General features: G+C 68.8%; 14 protein-coding genes. 6 read left to right on the top strand and 8 right to left on the bottom strand.

Annotated elements, in window-relative coordinates; translation table 11 throughout:
• The first annotated feature begins 10 nt into the window (after positions 1-10).
• Positions 11-589, top strand: a complete 579-nt coding sequence (locus LOK44_RS03475; protein ID WP_237568654.1) for a type II toxin-antitoxin system RelB family anti-toxin — start codon at positions 11-13, stop codon at positions 587-589.
• On the opposite strand, the gene LOK44_RS03480 is transcribed toward LOK44_RS03475, so the two are convergent.
• The 4 genes from LOK44_RS03480 to cobC are packed head-to-tail and all read right to left on the bottom strand — an operon-like array spanning position 586 to position 4,554.
• A complete protein-coding gene (locus LOK44_RS03480; RefSeq protein ID WP_237568655.1) occupies positions 586-1,683 on the bottom strand; it encodes a bifunctional RNase H/acid phosphatase in 1,098 nt (365 codons plus the stop codon). The genes LOK44_RS03475 and LOK44_RS03480 overlap by 4 nt on opposite strands.
• Complete coding sequence (locus tag LOK44_RS03485; RefSeq protein WP_237568656.1) at positions 1,680-2,417, bottom strand: zinc ribbon domain-containing protein; 738 nt, start codon at positions 2,415-2,417, stop codon at positions 1,680-1,682. Before LOK44_RS03485 ends, LOK44_RS03480 begins: the two co-directional genes overlap by 4 nt.
• Positions 2,414-3,535, bottom strand: a complete 1,122-nt coding sequence (locus tag LOK44_RS03490; protein ID WP_237568657.1) for a Nif3-like dinuclear metal center hexameric protein — start codon at positions 3,533-3,535, stop codon at positions 2,414-2,416. Before LOK44_RS03490 ends, LOK44_RS03485 begins: the two co-directional genes overlap by 4 nt.
• A complete protein-coding gene (gene cobC / locus LOK44_RS03495; protein WP_237568658.1) occupies positions 3,532-4,554 on the bottom strand; it encodes an Rv2231c family histidinol phosphate aminotransferase CobC in 1,023 nt (340 codons plus the stop codon). Before cobC ends, LOK44_RS03490 begins: the two co-directional genes overlap by 4 nt.
• Between cobC and LOK44_RS03500 the strand changes: the two genes are divergently transcribed.
• The 3 genes from LOK44_RS03500 to LOK44_RS03510 are packed head-to-tail and all read left to right on the top strand — an operon-like array spanning position 4,543 to position 6,633.
• On the top strand, positions 4,543-5,232 hold the full coding sequence (locus LOK44_RS03500) for an HAD-IA family hydrolase (protein ID WP_237568955.1): 690 nt from the start codon (positions 4,543-4,545) through the stop codon (positions 5,230-5,232). The genes cobC and LOK44_RS03500 overlap by 12 nt on opposite strands.
• On the top strand, positions 5,225-5,728 hold the full coding sequence (locus LOK44_RS03505) for a low molecular weight protein-tyrosine-phosphatase (protein ID WP_308192704.1): 504 nt from the start codon (positions 5,225-5,227) through the stop codon (positions 5,726-5,728). The genes LOK44_RS03500 and LOK44_RS03505 overlap by 8 nt, the downstream gene beginning before the upstream one ends.
• On the top strand, positions 5,728-6,633 hold the full coding sequence (locus tag LOK44_RS03510; protein ID WP_237568659.1) for an SURF1 family cytochrome oxidase biogenesis protein: 906 nt from the start codon (positions 5,728-5,730) through the stop codon (positions 6,631-6,633). Before LOK44_RS03505 ends, LOK44_RS03510 begins: the two co-directional genes overlap by 1 nt.
• Here LOK44_RS03510 and LOK44_RS03515 read toward each other — a convergent pair.
• The 4 genes from LOK44_RS03515 to LOK44_RS03530 all read right to left on the bottom strand — a co-directional run bounded on the left by LOK44_RS03515 (position 6,587) and on the right by LOK44_RS03530 (position 11,436).
• Positions 6,587-7,573: a cobalamin biosynthesis protein gene (locus tag LOK44_RS03515; RefSeq protein WP_237568660.1), complete on the bottom strand. Its 987-nt coding sequence runs from the start codon at positions 7,571-7,573 to the stop codon at positions 6,587-6,589. The genes LOK44_RS03510 and LOK44_RS03515 overlap by 47 nt on opposite strands.
• A 76-nt stretch (positions 7,574-7,649) precedes the next feature.
• Positions 7,650-9,383, bottom strand: coding sequence for a cellulase family glycosylhydrolase (locus LOK44_RS03520; RefSeq protein WP_237568661.1), 1,734 nt, complete (start codon positions 9,381-9,383; stop codon positions 7,650-7,652).
• Positions 9,384-10,057: 674 nt separating this feature from the next.
• A complete protein-coding gene (locus LOK44_RS03525; protein ID WP_237568662.1) occupies positions 10,058-10,744 on the bottom strand; it encodes a DNA alkylation repair protein in 687 nt (228 codons plus the stop codon).
• A gap of 5 nt (positions 10,745-10,749) precedes the next feature.
• Positions 10,750-11,436 (bottom strand): ribonuclease T2 family protein, encoded by a 687-nt coding sequence (locus LOK44_RS03530; RefSeq protein WP_237568663.1) that lies wholly within the window; start codon positions 11,434-11,436, stop codon positions 10,750-10,752.
• 207 nt (positions 11,437-11,643) lie between these two features.
• Here LOK44_RS03530 and LOK44_RS03535 point away from each other — a divergent pair, with 207 nt between their 5' ends.
• Both LOK44_RS03535 and LOK44_RS03540 read left to right on the top strand, forming a co-directional pair.
• A complete protein-coding gene (locus LOK44_RS03535; RefSeq protein ID WP_372481160.1) occupies positions 11,644-13,731 on the top strand; it encodes a hypothetical protein in 2,088 nt (695 codons plus the stop codon).
• Positions 13,721-15,055 carry a reverse transcriptase family protein gene (locus tag LOK44_RS03540; protein ID WP_237568665.1) on the top strand — a complete coding sequence of 445 codons (1,335 nt, stop codon included), beginning with the start codon at positions 13,721-13,723 and terminating at the stop codon, positions 15,053-15,055. Before LOK44_RS03535 ends, LOK44_RS03540 begins: the two co-directional genes overlap by 11 nt.
• The last annotated feature ends 49 nt before the right edge of the window (positions 15,056-15,104 follow it).

Below are 15,104 nucleotides of genomic sequence, written 5' to 3' on the forward strand. Positions count from 1 at the left end.
CTGTTTTGCCATGCAGGCAAACGGCCACGACGACGTCGACGCACGCGTGCGACGACGGCTACGCGAATTGCGCACCCAGCACGGACTGACCCTCGAGGACGTGGCCACCCGCGCCGACATCGACGTGTCCACGCTCAGCCGACTCGAATCGGGCAAGCGCCGTCTCGCGCTGGACCACCTGCCGAGGCTGGCATCCGCGCTGTCGGTCACCACCGACGAACTGATGCGTGCACCCGAGGCCGAGGATCCGCGCGTACGCGGGGCCTCCCACACTGCGCACGGCGTCACCTACTGGCCGCTCACCAGGGGCGGCCCCGCGGGCGGGCTACACGCGTTCAAGATCCGGGTCGGCGCGCGGCGGCGCACCCCACCCGACGAACTACCCGTTCACGACGGCCAGGAGTGGCTCTACGTGCTCTCCGGCAAGCTGCGACTCCTACTCGGCGACCGCGACTTCACCATCGAACCCGGTGAGGCCGTGGAGTTCTCGACGTGGACACCGCACTGGTTCGGCGTGGTCGACGGCCCGGTGGAGGCCATCGCGCTGTTCGGTCCGCACGGTGAGCGGATGCACGTCCGGACCGACTAGAGGTACGACGTCTGATTCACCAGGCGCACCGATGACGCACCGTCGGGGTAGAACTCGGCGATCGACAGCGACGCCAGGTCGAGGTGCAGCCGGTACAGGATGCCGTTGCCCGCGTCGAGGGCGAGCCGCAGGATCGTCTTGATCGGCGTCACGTGCGAGACGATCAGCACGGTCGCGTCGCCGTACTCGGCGATGAGCCGGTTGCGGGCCCGTCGCACCCGGTGCGCCACCTCGTCGAAGCTCTCCCCGTCCGGCGGCGCCAGGCTGGTGTCGCGCAGCCACCGCTGGTGCAGATCGGGATCGCGGTCGGCGGCCTCACCGAACGTCAGTCCCTCCCAGGCGCCGAAGTCGGTCTCGATCAGGTCGGCCTCGACGGTGACGTCGAGACCGAGCTTGCTCGCTGCGGCCTCCGCAGTGACGCTGGCGCGCTGCAGTGGTGAACTGATCACTGCTGCGATGTCATCCCGCTCGGCGAGATACGCCGCTGCCGCGTCGGCCTGTGCCCGCCCCAGCTCGGTCAGCGCAGGGTTGCCCCTGCCCGAGTAGCGGCGCTCCACCGACAGATCGGTCTGCCCGTGCCGCAGCAGCAGGAAGCGGGTGGGAGCGCCGCGCGCGCCGGTCCACCCCGCGGGTGACGTCCGTACGGCGGTCGAGGCCTTCTCGGTCTCCTGTGCGTCGGAACGGGTTTGGTCTGCAGCGGCGTCCATCGCCTCGTTGGCCAGCCGATCGGCGTGCGAGTTCTTCTCCCGAGGTATCCACCCGTAGCTCACGTGGTCGAACTCGGCGGCGAGCGAACGCGCCTTCTCGTTGAGCGGGATCATGTCGGCGTGCTTGACGCGCCAGCGGCCCGTCATCTGCTCGACGACCAACTTGGAGTCCATCGCGACGACGACCTCGGTGGCCCCCACGTCGGCGGCTGCCTCCAGACCCGCGATCAGGCCACGGTATTCGGCGACGTTGTTGGTGGCGGTACCGATCGACTCCTTGCGCTCGGCGAGCAGGACGGTGTGGTCCGCGGACCACACGACGGCTCCGTATCCGGCCGGACCGGGGTTGCCCCGCGATCCCCCATCGGCCTCGACGACCACCTTCACGCGAACGAACCTGGTTGCCGCAGCAGGATTGCGTTGCACTCCGGGCACCGGAGCACCTCGTCCTCGGGCAGGCCCGACATGCGCGCCATGTCCGCCCGGTCGATCTCGATGCGACATGCACCGCACCGGCGGGCCTGCAGCAGGCCGGCTCCCGGGCCGCCGTTGGCCCGCTGACGGTCGTAGGCAGCCAGCAGCGCAGCGTCGATGCCCTCGGTGATCTCGGCTCGCCGTCCGAGCGCCTTCTGCCGCGCGGCGTCGATCGTGACGAGCACCTCGTCGCGGGCCGCACGCGCCGCGGCGACCGCCTCGCGCAGTTCGTCGACCGTGCGCTGCTGCGCGGCCTGCTCCTCCTGCAACTGTTCGCGGCGCTCCATCACCTCGAGTTGATCGTCCTCGAGGCTGGCCTGCCGACGTTCCAGGGTCTCGAGTTCGTGTTGAAGGTCGGTGAGCTGCTTGGAGTTCACGTTGCCCGACTGAAGCATCGACCGGTCCCGGTCCTCGCGCTGGCGCACCGACGCGATCTCGGACTCGTACTTGGCGACTTCACCGTCGAGGTCTTCCAGCGAGATCGCGACGACGGCAAGCTTGTCGCTCGCCTCCTGGTGCTCAGCAGCGACGGCGTCGAGCGCCTGCTGCTCGGCGAGGTTCTTCGCCCGGTGGTCGAGCCGACCGATCTCGGCGTCGAGTGCGGTCAACTCCACCAGTGAGTGTTGTTGCCAGACATCTGCCTTCATTGTTCTCCGATGTTCCAGGGGTCGGTGCGGATGGAACTCACCCGCACCGGAAGTGCCGTGCCGAAGTGACGTTCGAGGACGCCCGCCGCCTGCCCGCACCAGGGCTGCTCGCTGGCCCAGTGCGCGACGTCGATCAGTGCTACGTCCGAGGTCCGCCGGTATTCGTCGGCGGGGTGGTGCCGCAGGTCAGCGGTGAGGTATGCCTGCACGCCCGCCGCGTCGGCGGCGTCCAACAGTGAGTCGCCCGCACCGCCGCACACCGCCACCCGCGACACCAGCGCGTCCGGGTCGCCCGCGGCGCGCACGCCCCACGTCGTGCTGGGCAGCGCCGTGGCGACGTGAGCGACGAAGGCGGACAACGATTGCGGTTCCGGTAGCGCACAGACCCTACCGATGCCGGTGCCGGTCGGCAGTGGTGCAAGCGCGATGACGTCGAAGGCGGGCTCCTCGTACGGGTGGGCCGCGCGCATGGCCGCCAGCACGTCGGCGCGCACACCGGTCGGGGCGATCACCTCGATGCGGTCCTCCGCGACGCGTTCGATCGCGCCGACGCTGCCGATCGCGGGTGTCGCGCCGTCGTGCGGCAGGAACTGGCCGGTGCCCTCGACCGTCCAGCAGCAGTGCGAGTAGTCGCCGATCCGGCCGGCCCCTGCGGCGAAGACGGCCTCGCGCACGGCCTCTGCGTTCTCGCGCGGCACGAAGAAGACCCACTTGTCGAGGCGGCGGCCTTCGGACTTCCGATCCAGCACGCCCTCGACCACGAGGCCCAGCGCGTCGGCGAGCGCGTCGGACACGCCAGGTGCAGCCGCGTCGGCGTTGGTGTGCGCGGTGAACAGCGCGCTGCCCGAACGGATCAGGCGGTGCAGCAGCGCACCCTTTGCGGTGTCGGCGGAGACGGTGTCCACGCCACGCAGCAGCAGCGGGTGGTGGGCCAGCAGCAGGCTGCTCTCCGGGGTGTCGGCGACGACGGCGGCGGTCGCGTCCACGGTGATCGTGACGGACTCCACGAGTTCGTCCGGGTCGCCGCACACCAGTCCGACCGAGTCCCAATCCTGTGCCAGCGCAGGCGGATACGCATCGTCGAGGACCGCGATCACGTCGGCCAGCCGGACGCTCATCGCATCGCCTCGACGATCGCCTGGAGGAGCACCGGCCACTCCGGCCTGACCGCCGCGCGCAGGTAGTGGCCGTCGAGTCCGACGAACGTGTCGCAGCGGCGCACGGCGATCCCCTGCACGTCCAACCGCTTCCGCACCAGTTCGGCGTCTCCCACGGAGAACAGGAGATAAGGGGCCCGTCCCGCTACGACGTCGACGCCCGCTTCGGCGAAGCCCGCGACCATGTCGTCGCGCAGTTCGGCCAACGCCACCGCACCGGCGTCCGCCTCGGCCACTGCGGCGGCGCTGCTGCACGCCGCGATGGCCTCCAGCTGCAGGGTCCCCAGCGGCCAATGCGGCCGGGTACCAGTCAATCTCGCCAGCACGTCGGGATGCCCCAGCGCATAGCCGACGCGCAGTCCCGCGAGCGACCACGTCTTGGTCAGGCTTCGCAACACGACGACGTCGGGCGAGGCGAACCCCGCCAACGACTCGGGCTCGCCGGGGATCGCGTCGGCGAAGGCCTCGTCGACGACGAGGATGCGACCTGACCTGCGCAGCGCGAGGAGTTGATCGCGGGTGTGCAGCACGGACGTGGGGTTGGTGGGGTTGCCAACGACGACGAGGTCGGCATCCTCGGGGACGGCAGCGGCGTCCAGGGTGAACGGCCGCTCGAGCACCACGTGTTCGAATGGCACGCCCGCCCCGGCGAGTGCGGCCTCCGGCTCGGTGAACGACGGCGCCACCAGCGCGGCCAAGGTCGGCTGCAGGTTGGGCAGCAGGGCGAACCCCTCGGCACCGCCGGCCAGCAATGCCACCTCGGTGACGTCCCGACCGTGGCGCTGCGCTACGGCGGACGTGGCGCGGGCCACGTCGTCGGCGCAGGGATACCGCCCGAGGTCGCCCATCCTGGCCCGCAGACGATCGGTCAACCAGGCCGGTGGCGCGTCGGCGCGCACGTTGACGGCGAAGTCCAGCATGCCGGGGCCCGAGGCCTCGTCACCGTGGTACCGCGCCGCCGAACGGATCTGCCTTGCCACAGCACGACAGTAGTCGGCGACAATGGAGGCGTGAGCGCCCAGTTGGTGATCTTCGACCTCGACGGCACGCTGACCGATTCGGCCAGCGGCATCGTGTCGAGCTTTCGCCATGCCCTGGCTCGGATCGGCGCGGCCGTGCCCGACGGAGACCTCGCGTCGCTGGTCGTGGGCCCGCCGATGCACGTGACGCTGTCGGGGATGGGACTGGGGGAACGGGCCGACGAGGCGATCGCCGCCTACCGGGCCGACTACACGACGCGCGGCTGGTCGATGAACGCCGTCTACGACGGGATCCCCGAGCTGCTGGCGGACCTGCGGGCCAAGGGCGTGCGCCTGGCCGTCGCCACCTCGAAGTCCGAGCCCATGGCGCAGCGCATCGTCGAACACTTCGGTCTCGACGACCACTTCGAGGTGGTCGCGGGTGCCAGCGTGGACGGCGTGCGGTCCTCCAAGGCCGACGTGGTGGCGCACGCCCTGGCCCAGCTGGGGCCGCTGCCCGCCGACGTCCTCATGGTGGGTGACCGGGACCACGACGTGCTTGGCGCGGCCGCACACGGCATCGACACAATCGTCGTCGGCTGGGGATACGGTGCGAGGGACTTCGACGATCCCGGAGCGGTTCGTGCCGCCGGGCACGTGTCGACCATCGACGACCTGAGGGAGGTGCTGGGTGTCTGACGTCGCGCCAGCACTCCACGTCACGTTCGTCTGCTCGGGCAACATCTGCCGCTCGCCGATGGCCGAGAAGATGTTCGCCCACCAGATCTCCGAGCGCGGGCTGGCCGGGGTCGTGCGGGTGACGAGTGCGGGCACGGGTGGCTGGCACGCGGGTGACGGCGCCGACGCGCGTGCCACCGAGGTGCTGGCCGACCGCGGCTACCCCACCTTCCACCGCGCAGCGCAACTCGACGACGACCACCTCGGCGCCGACCTGGTGGTCGCCATGGGCCGCAATCACGTGCGGATCCTGCGCGACCAGGGCGTGCCCCCGGAACGGCTGCGCATGCTGCGGTCGTTCGACCCGCGTTCGGGGGCGCACGCCCTCGACGTCGAAGACCCCTACTACGGCACCCGCACCGACTTCGAGGACGTGTTCGACGTCATCGAGACGTCGCTGCCCGGTCTGCACGACTGGGTCGACGATCGACTCGCCGGCCGAGAGGCTGCCAGCTGATGCGCCCGACCAACACCCCGGGTCGCTTCGCTCCTGCCCGCCGTGCCAACACCCCGGGTCGCTTCGCTCCTGCCCGCCGGTTGGCCTTCCTGCTACGCCCCCAATGGCTCGCCCTCTACGTCGTCGTCATCGCCTTCGCCTACCTCTGCTTCACCGTGCTCGCCCCGTGGCAACTGGGCAAGAACACGAAGACCACCCGGGAGAACGCCCAGATCTCGGCGTCCCTGAGCGCCGAACCGGTGCCCGTGACGACCGTGCTGCCGGGTCAGGACTCGTCGGCGAACGACGACACGTGGAAGCGGGTGACAGCGACCGGGTCCTACCTACCCCAGGGACAGGTGCTGGCCCGGCTCCGCTCGATCGACGGCGAGCCTGCCTTCGAGGTTCTGGTGCCGTTCGCCGTCCAGGGTGGACCGACGGTGCTCGTCGACCGTGGCTTCGTCAAACCGATCGACGGCAACAAGGTGCCCGAGATCGACCCGGTGCCGTCGGGGACGATCACGATCACTGCGCGTCTGCGGGACTCCGAGTTGCTCGCAGGCGGCCGGGAGCCGTTCCGGCAGGACGGCGCGCTGCAGGTGTACTCCATCAACACCGGGCAAATCGGCGACATCACCGGCATCCCCGTCGCGGGTTCGTACCTGCAGCTGGTCGAGGACCAGCCCGGCGGCCTCGGCGTCATACCGCTACCGCACCTCGACTCTGGCCCGTTCCTGTCCTACGGCATCCAGTGGATCGCGTTCGGCATCATCGCGCCGATCGGCGTCGGGTACTTCGTGGTCGCCGAGTACAAGCAGCGCCGCAGGGAGAAGGCCGCCGCGCAGCCCGCTCCGACCGGGGCCGAGGAACCCGCGCCCCTCACACCCGATCAGAAGCTCGCCGACCGGTACGGCCGACGCCGCTGAGTCCGAGGGCGCCCGCTGTGCACACGGCGACGGCGCCCACCTGCACGGCACGCGAAAGACGAACGGCACGAACCAGATCCGGCACCGACGGCGTCCGGCCGTCGCCGAGCGTGGGACGGATCTCGAGCCGGTGGGCGTACTGCGTCGGCCCGCCCAGCCGCACCCCGAGGGCACCGGCGAACGACGCCTCGACCACACCGGCGTTCGGGCTGGGATGCTTCCGGGCGTCACGGCGCCACGCGTCGAGCGCGGCGCCCGCCGATCCGCCGACCGTCATCGCGCAGGCCGCCACCAGCAATCCGGACAGACGTGCCGGCAGGTAGTTGAGCACGTCGTCGAAACGCGCTGCGGCCCAGCCGAAGCGCTCGTAGCGGGGCGATCGGTAGCCGACCATTGCGTCGAGCGTGTTGGCTGCCCGGTACGCGAGTAGTCCTGGGGCACCTGCCGCCATCCCCCACAGCAGGGGTGCCACCGCCGCGTCGGAGGTGTTCTCGGCGATTGATTCGAGGGCGGCACGCGTCAGACCGGACGCGTCGAGCGAGGCGGGATCACGCCCGCACAGCGACGGGAGCAGCGCGCGGGCGCCCGCGATGTCCGTTGCGTCCAACCGGGCGGACATCTGGGCGCCGGTGCGAGCGAGCGACGTGCCACCGAGAGAGGTGAACGTGCACAGGGCGGTCAGGCCCGCCGTCCAGGCCGGACCACGCCGGGCCGCCGCACGGTCCGCTGCGACCGTCGCGGCCAGCACCGCCCCGACGAGCAGACCCGTGTACGCGACGCCCGCACCACGTCGGTCCGCATACAGAATGCGCTCGAGACGCGTTGCGGCACTGCCGAATAGCGCGACCGGATGTCCGCGGCGAGGATCGCCGAACGCCGCGTCGGCGAGACAGCCCAGTGCGAGACCGGCTGCGCGGCCGCGGTAGGTCGGAACGAACACCTCGGCAGCGTCTCACGGTGCCGCACACGCGAAGGCAGGCGGGTCGTCGAGACCCGCCTGCCCCCAACCCCCGTGATCAGCGGTTGGAGCGCTGCTTCTTCGGCGTGTCGGACTTCGACGTCGAACCGCTCGAGGTCGAGTCGCTGGACGTCGAACCACTCGTCTCGGTGGAACCGGAGGTGGTGTCCGACGTCGACCCCGACGTGGTGTCGGACGTGGTGCCGGTCGTCGACTCCGACGCGGTGCCGGTGGGCGACTCCGTGGTCGGGACGTCGGACAGGTCGGTCGACCGGGTCTGGTCGACGACACTGGTGGGCGTCGGCTCAGTCGGCGCCTCGACCGTCGGCTCGGTGGTCGGCGTGTCGACCAACTCGACCGACCGGGTGGAGTCGAGGTCCGGTGTCGGGATCGCCGTCGGTTCGGTCGGAGCCACCGCGATGGTCGGCTCGCTGATCGTCGGCTCCGCGATCGTCGGCTGCGCGAGCACGGGCTCGGCGATCGTCGGCTCCACGACCGCCGGTGCCGCCGGGTCGGTGACGGTCGCGGTGGGCGCGGTGGCGGCGAGCTGATCGGTGCTGGCCGCCAACTGCGTCTCCGTCGTCGGGTCGGTCGGGCCCGCGATCTCCTGCAGCGCAGCGAGATCCTCGGGTGCGGCGGTCTCGGCCTGCGGCAGCGCCAGCGCCATCTGCGCCATCTCGGCGGTGGTCTCCTGCGACTGCGCCAGTTCCTGGATGACGTAGGCGGCAGGCTTCCAGGTGCCGTCACTGCGGATCAGCCCGAAAGTGGCCTCCGGATCGGTGCTCCCGGTCAGGTCGTCCTCGAGCGTGTAGACGAATGCCGGCCCGGTGTAGCCGATCTCGCGCCAGGTGGTCAACATGTCCTCGAGATACGCGGCCTGCTCGGCCTCGCTCGACACCGCCGTCGGCTGGCCGTACTCACTGGCCCAGATCAGCTTGTCGCCGTCACCGTTGGTGACCATGAGGTCGTGGATGTCGTCGAGCTGATTCAGCGGCGAGTCCGGGTGGTAGCCGCCGGTCGAGAACGGCATCGTGTACTGGTACGGGTGGAACGACAGGGCGTCGAAGTACCCCTGGGCGCCTGCGTCGTACATCTGGTCGACGAAGTCGACGGGATTCAACGTGAAGTTGCCGTAGGTGATGGTCGAACCGACCACGCCACCGACGACGGTCGCGTCGGGGTCCGCTGCCTTGATGGAGGTGTAAGCCGCCTTGAGCAGCTCGGTGTAGCCGGCCGGGTCGGGTGCCGGACCGTAGAACGGCGCCGCGTTCGGCTCGTTCCAGATCTCGTAGGCGCCGACCTGGCCGGCATAGCGCTCGGCGGCGAGTCCCGCGAACTCGCCGTACGCTGCCGGGTCGATCGGCTCGCTGTAGATGCCCGAGCCGTTCTGCTGGTAGGTCGGCGTCGTGGTGATGACCGCCAGGATGCCCATCCCCCGCTCGTCGGCCGCGTTGATCAGATAGTCGGACTGTGACCAGTCGTAGTAGCCCTCGACCGGGTTGATGCCCGCCCACGGAATGCCGATCCGGACGGTGTTGACGCCCATCGCCTGCATCTCGTCGAGCGCGGCGTCGATCTGGTCGTACGACTCGAAGTACAGGTCGGAATCCGCAATGCCGATGGTCGTGTTCGACTCGTCGATGGCGGCCACCTCGGCAACGTCCAGCGATACCTGCCGCAAATTCGGCGACATCGCGGTCGCACCGAATGCGGAGACCGCGACGGCCGCGGCGCCGATCACGAAATAGCGCTTGAACCCAGGCCTGCTCTGCTCCCACTTGCTTTGCAACATGACTTGCTCCTCAATGCACGATCCCCATTGGCCCCGCCCCCGAACGTTGCCCTTTCACGCAGATTGAGGTTCCCAGTCACGCGTGGCCCTAATCACTTCAACGGCTCATGGCATGCCCTTGAACTGCGGATATGGGTTGAATGGATCGGATTTCATGACCAGTTTCTGACATGGATGGGCAACTTCAGCAAAGTCATGATCGGATGGTTCGCCGATCTATCGACGTTAGCTGAGGGGGGTTTTTGGTTTGCCCCATTCACTATTTGAACGAATTTGACGACCCAGGCAAAAAAGCGCTTCGTTCGTTAACTAGATCGTCTATTGCGCTAGATGGACTGAGACGAAGGTTGAAAATGCAATCGAATTGGCGTCGCCGCGCAAACCGATCACGAGCCGCTCGGCCGTGCGGCGCGCACCCGCTCGCCATCGAAGATCACTTCCACGAGAGTCAACGGATGGCTGCGCGACTCTCCAGCGACCTCAAGATCCGTTCACTCTCGTGACGGATGCGTTCGGCTCGAGCGCATGCGGACTCGACGTCTCGACACACGATGTCGGCCCAAAGGAGCGCGACGATCACGTCGGCGGAAAGCTGGGAGACGCCTGGTTCCATGGCCAGCACACGTATCCCGCTGAGCACAGTCCAAACAAGATGTTCATGGCACGCCGCCGCCTCAGAGGCGCTTGAGCGCCTCGCGTTTGGACAGCCCGCTGAGCCGGTCCTCCCGCGCCTCGACGAATGCCCGTACCCACCCTGGGTCGGTGCGCGCGTACTGCCGCAGCGCCCAGCCGATGGCCTTGCGGATGAAGAAGTCGGTGTCGTCGGCGTTCGAGTCGATGGTTGCCGTGAGCAGCGCCAAATCCGTCTCGTGCTTGAGGCCCAACTGCGAGATGATCGCCGTTCGCCGCAGCCAGGCATCGGAGTCGGTGGCCCAGCCGAGGACGATCGGCCGCACCTCCACCTGATGCCCGGCCAAGATCGGTCCGATCAGGTTGCCTGCGATCTCGTCCACTGTGTCCCACCACGCCCCGGCGACGATCAGCCGGCGATACAGCGGAATCCTGTCCGGCGTCTGATGCGCGCGGTAGAGCCGGTGCCTCGCCAGTTGGATGGCGGCATAGCGCTCCTCCCGGTGCGTCGCCTCGACGAACATGCGCTCGACGGTGTCGTCGAACGCGTCGACCGACTCGATCGGATGCGCCGCGAAGATGGGTGCACAGATGCGACGGAGATCGGGCATGCGAACGCCGCGAAACGACATGTCGGACTTCATGTACGCCTGCATCGCGGGTGCGCGGTCGGCGTCGCCGGCTGCGGCCAGTTCGCGCCGTACCCGGTCGATCAGCTCTTCGGCGGACACGAAGCTCAGGGAACGAGCCCGTGGGCACACTCCGACTCGATGGGTGGAGCCTCGTTCAGCAGCGTGCCGAGGTCCAGTGACTCGTCCATGGTGCGGAGCGCCGCGACCGACGGCAGCGACAGGCGCACGTCGACGACGTAGGCGCCCTCCCCCTTCGCGTTGAGGCAACTGAGCCCGACGCGCTCCCCCGCCCCCGGGCCGAACCGCTCGTCCATGCGGGCGCGGACCGCGCTCACCGTGAGTTGTCCGCCGTCGACGTCCCGGAACATCGGGTCCAACGTCTCCCGAACCTGGGCGGTCAGCGCGACCGCATCACCGAAGAAGGCGTCGGGTGTCACGCCCGAGCAGGTGCCGTGCGCGTACCACTCGTGCAGCGACAGGCGAGACGAGTTGGCCATCGTCGACTGCAAACCAGCACGCACGCCGTCGGACAACTCGATCGGCGGCAGGTCGCCGCGTCCCCTGGACGCGACCTCCTTGAGCCGTTGCGATACGCCGCAGTACTGGTTGTCCCGCGGCTGGGGCCACAACCCGTGGAGGATCAAAGTCCGCTCCATGCCGGTGAGTTCGCCCGACTGGCACTCCGGGTTCGCGGGCTGCGTCTTGCAGAAGCTGGGACTCCAGGTCAGCACGAGCCGACTCGAGTCGGAGCTGCTGTCGGAGACGAGCGTCGACCGGTTTCCGTCGAACATCAGCAAACTGCATGCAACGGCAGCCGCCACCACTGCGGTCAGGACCGCGGATATGGAAAATACGGTAACGTCGCCTCGCTGCATGCGGCACCCTTCTGAACGGAGTGGGACGAGCGTCGCCGACGCCTTCCCAACGCAGCCTCCCACAGCGTCGCGGCGCGGTTGAGAGATCACCGGCAGAAGGCTCAGCGGTCAACGCTGGAGAGGATGTTGGTGAACGACATCGATCAGTGGTTCGACCGGACCCGGCGCCGCGAGAACCGAACCGTCTCGCTCTACGCGTGCCTGCTGACGGGGCGGATGTTCGCGTACTTCCGCTACCGCCTGCGCTACCTGCTCGTGGTCGACGGGACGAACTTCGCCGTCCACGTGGCCGAATTCCTGGTCATCCTCACCACACTCGGCGGCCTGGCCGCGTACACCGTCATGATTCTGCGGGTCGGCAGCCTGCTCGTCAGCGGGGCCTGGTGGGGCCTGCTGGAGATCATGCGCGAGCGCGTGCGCGGACTGTCGGAATCCGGTGACCGGGACGGGATCGAACGCGAGATCGGCGCATGGCTGGTCCTGTCGGTATTCGTCGCGGCGGCCGTGACGGTGGCAGGCGCGGGGACGCTGACCGCTCTGCTGCCGCAGGACGGCGACGCGATCGGCCACGTGTATGCGCTCCTGATCGTCGTCGAGCTGGCCTTCAGAATGCCCGTGCGCGTGCTGCATTCGGGCATGTTCGCCACCCGGCGCGTCTATCGTCCGCTGTGGACGCTGTTCGCCCCGACCGTGGTTCAACTGCTGGTCATCGGCGCGGGTGTCATGTTCTACCCGACGGCTGCGGTCGTCGTCGCCATCATCGTCTCGAACGCGCTGTCCATCTGGATCACCGTCACCTTCGCGGTCCGCCTCTACCGCCTCGCAGGCCTGTGGCCGAACGTCCGCGAGCCCGGGCGTCGCCGGCTCCGGCTGCCGTCCATCCCGGTCCGGCTGGGTGTGGAGACGACGGTGGCGGGGATCGGGCTGCGACTCGACGCGGTCGTCGTCCTCGCCATCGCCGGGATCTACGGCACGACCACCCGGGCGTTCGACCTCACCGCAGGCCTGCAGACCTGGCGGGAGATCGATGCCTTCCAGTTCTTCTACCTCGCGCTGCCGCTGTTCCGCGGGGCCTACGAGGCGACGAGCGTCTTCTACTTCGACTTCGTGCGGCTGCGGCGCCTGCCCGCGCTGCGCGAGTACCGCGTCTGGTTCTTCCACCAGTTGCTGTGGGTTACACCGGTTGTCACTCTTTACTTCTGGGGTCTGGCAGCCGCCCTGGGAACGTGGGTCCTGCCCGGCATCCCGTTCTCGTTCTTGCTCGCGCTGCTCCCCCTGTTCGTCGTGCGCAGCTTCATCGGCACCTACCAGATCCGTCTGTTCGCCGAGGGCCGGTTCAACAGCCTCACCGCCACCACCGTCCTCACCGCACTCCTGTTCGGGCTGGTGTGGATGGACGCCAACCCCGCCTCGGATCTGTTGGAGTTGACCGCGGCGATGATCGTCCTGCTCATCGTGCACATGAACCTGCAGCACTTCCACGACCGGGTGCCGTCACGTCCGACGCAGTTGCCGTTGGGCGACTGGATTCGGGCCTTGGCCGCGGAACCCGGTCCCGTACGCGCCGGAACGGTCAACGTGCCCGAGTGGATCCCCGCGCGACAGCGGTCGGCAGCCGTGCGGCTCGTGCGGGAGGAGTTGCGTGACAAGGGGTGCATGGCCTTTCACTCGCCAACGTCCCTGGTCTTCTACGAACGGGCTTCCGACGGTAAACAGTCGGGCCAACTGCACCTGGCCATGCAGGCCGCGACCGGCGGAGCCGTGAATCGCGGACGCCACTGGTCCGACCCGGCCGCTGACGGTCCGGCCGCACTGGACCGCATCCTCGACTCGAAGTGGCTCAGACCCGTCGACACCGTGCCCGCCCCGCCGGTGAATCCGGCTCTGCTGCAACCGGAGTTCCTCGCCATCTTCCCGGACGGATTCGTGGCCGATCTCGACACCCGTGCGGGGGCGCGCGCCATGCGTGGCCTGGATCCGGACCTGCTCGTGGCACTGCTGCCGAAGGCGGTACGAAGCCTCGACGACGACGCCCTGGTGATCACGGTGGCCGGACGATGGCTGTCGCCCATCTTCGACCGCAACAAGGTGCGAATGGTGTTCGTGCTGCCGCCGGATCCCTCCCCCGAGCACTTCCAGCTGTGGCTGCGGACCTTGAAGACCTGGCGGCTGGGTCGACGAACCGGCGAGGGCGCCGTCCATGCCCAGTGAACCGATCGACATCGGACGACGACTGGTCGACCCGAGGACCTTCGAGGACACGATCCTGCGGATCTACTCCAAGCGCAGCGAGCGCGGCATGGGGTTCAACGAGGTCTCCGACGGCGTCACCTATCTGGACGCGGCGGCGGACCGGCGGGCGCTGTCGCGCGCGATTGCGCGCAGCATTGCAGATGGCAGCTATCAGCCACAGCCCGTGGACCTCTGGTTCCTGGAGACCAACGGCAAGCGACGCGCTGCCCACCAGCCCGCGTTCGTCGACCACGTCGTCGGCTCGTCACTGTTCAAGATCCTCACCCACAACGCCCGCTGTTACGGCCTGCCGGGCGTGTACTCCTACCTCCCGGGCCTGACCAATCTCGGCGCCATGCGCGCGTTCGCCCGGTTCGTCCGGGCGCATCGAGAACGGGACGGGCAGGCATCGGGGCCGCTCTACGTGCTGCAGTCGGACTTCGAGAAGTACGGCGACAACCTCCCCGTCGGTCCCGGCGCGGCGCTATGGCACACCGTGCGCGAGGTCGCCTCGATGGGCAGCGTCGACGGTGAGATCGATTCTCGCAGTTGGGATCTCATCACCACGCTGATCCGCCCCGTGGTCCGGGACTCCGACGGCGCCGAGTTCACCCGGGTGAACGGCATCGCGATGGGAACGCCGCTGGTGCCACTGTTGGGCAATCTCGCAGTGGTCCCCATGGACAGGGCCATCTCGGACATCGACGGCATGTTCTACGTCCGCTACAACGACGACTTCATCCTGGCGCACTCGGACCTGGACGCACTCCACGAGGCCGATCGCAGGATCGACGGGCTCACCGACGGGCTGGGCGTGCGTCGCAAGCTGTCCAAGGAGTTGCGGACTGCGCTGAGCGGCCACGGCAGGCCCTGCACGATCGACCCGGCCTATCTCGGGGGCGGTCGCATCGACTGTCTCGGCCTGTCGGTCACGCATGCAGGCACCGTGGCACTCGGACCGCATCGGTTGCGCCGCTTCATCAGACGCATCGTCACCCGCATCGATGGCGCAGCGCCCGCCCTGGCGTCGCTGCCCGTCGACGTGCGTGCCCGCCACCTCGTCGAGGCCACCAACGTCATGCTCGACCCGGCCAGCCCGTTCTCGGTTGCCGGTCTGCCCGCGCTGCTCGACGCGACGACCGACCGGGGCATTCTAAAGGACCTCGACTACCGCATCGCCCGCAAGATCGCGCAGGCGGCGACCGGACGGGCAGGGGTCCGGGGATTCCGCGAGGTGCCGCCCGCGGCGCTGTACCGCGACATGGGGTTGGTGTCGCTGGTGGGTGTGCGCAACGCTCACTGAGCCTTGCCGTGGGCCCGCCCACCCGACTACTGTCGGCGCAGGCGCGGAT

This window comes from Mycolicibacterium lacusdiani (assembly GCF_021916785.1).
GTDB classification, from domain to species: domain Bacteria; phylum Actinomycetota; class Actinomycetes; order Mycobacteriales; family Mycobacteriaceae; genus Mycobacterium; species Mycobacterium lacusdiani.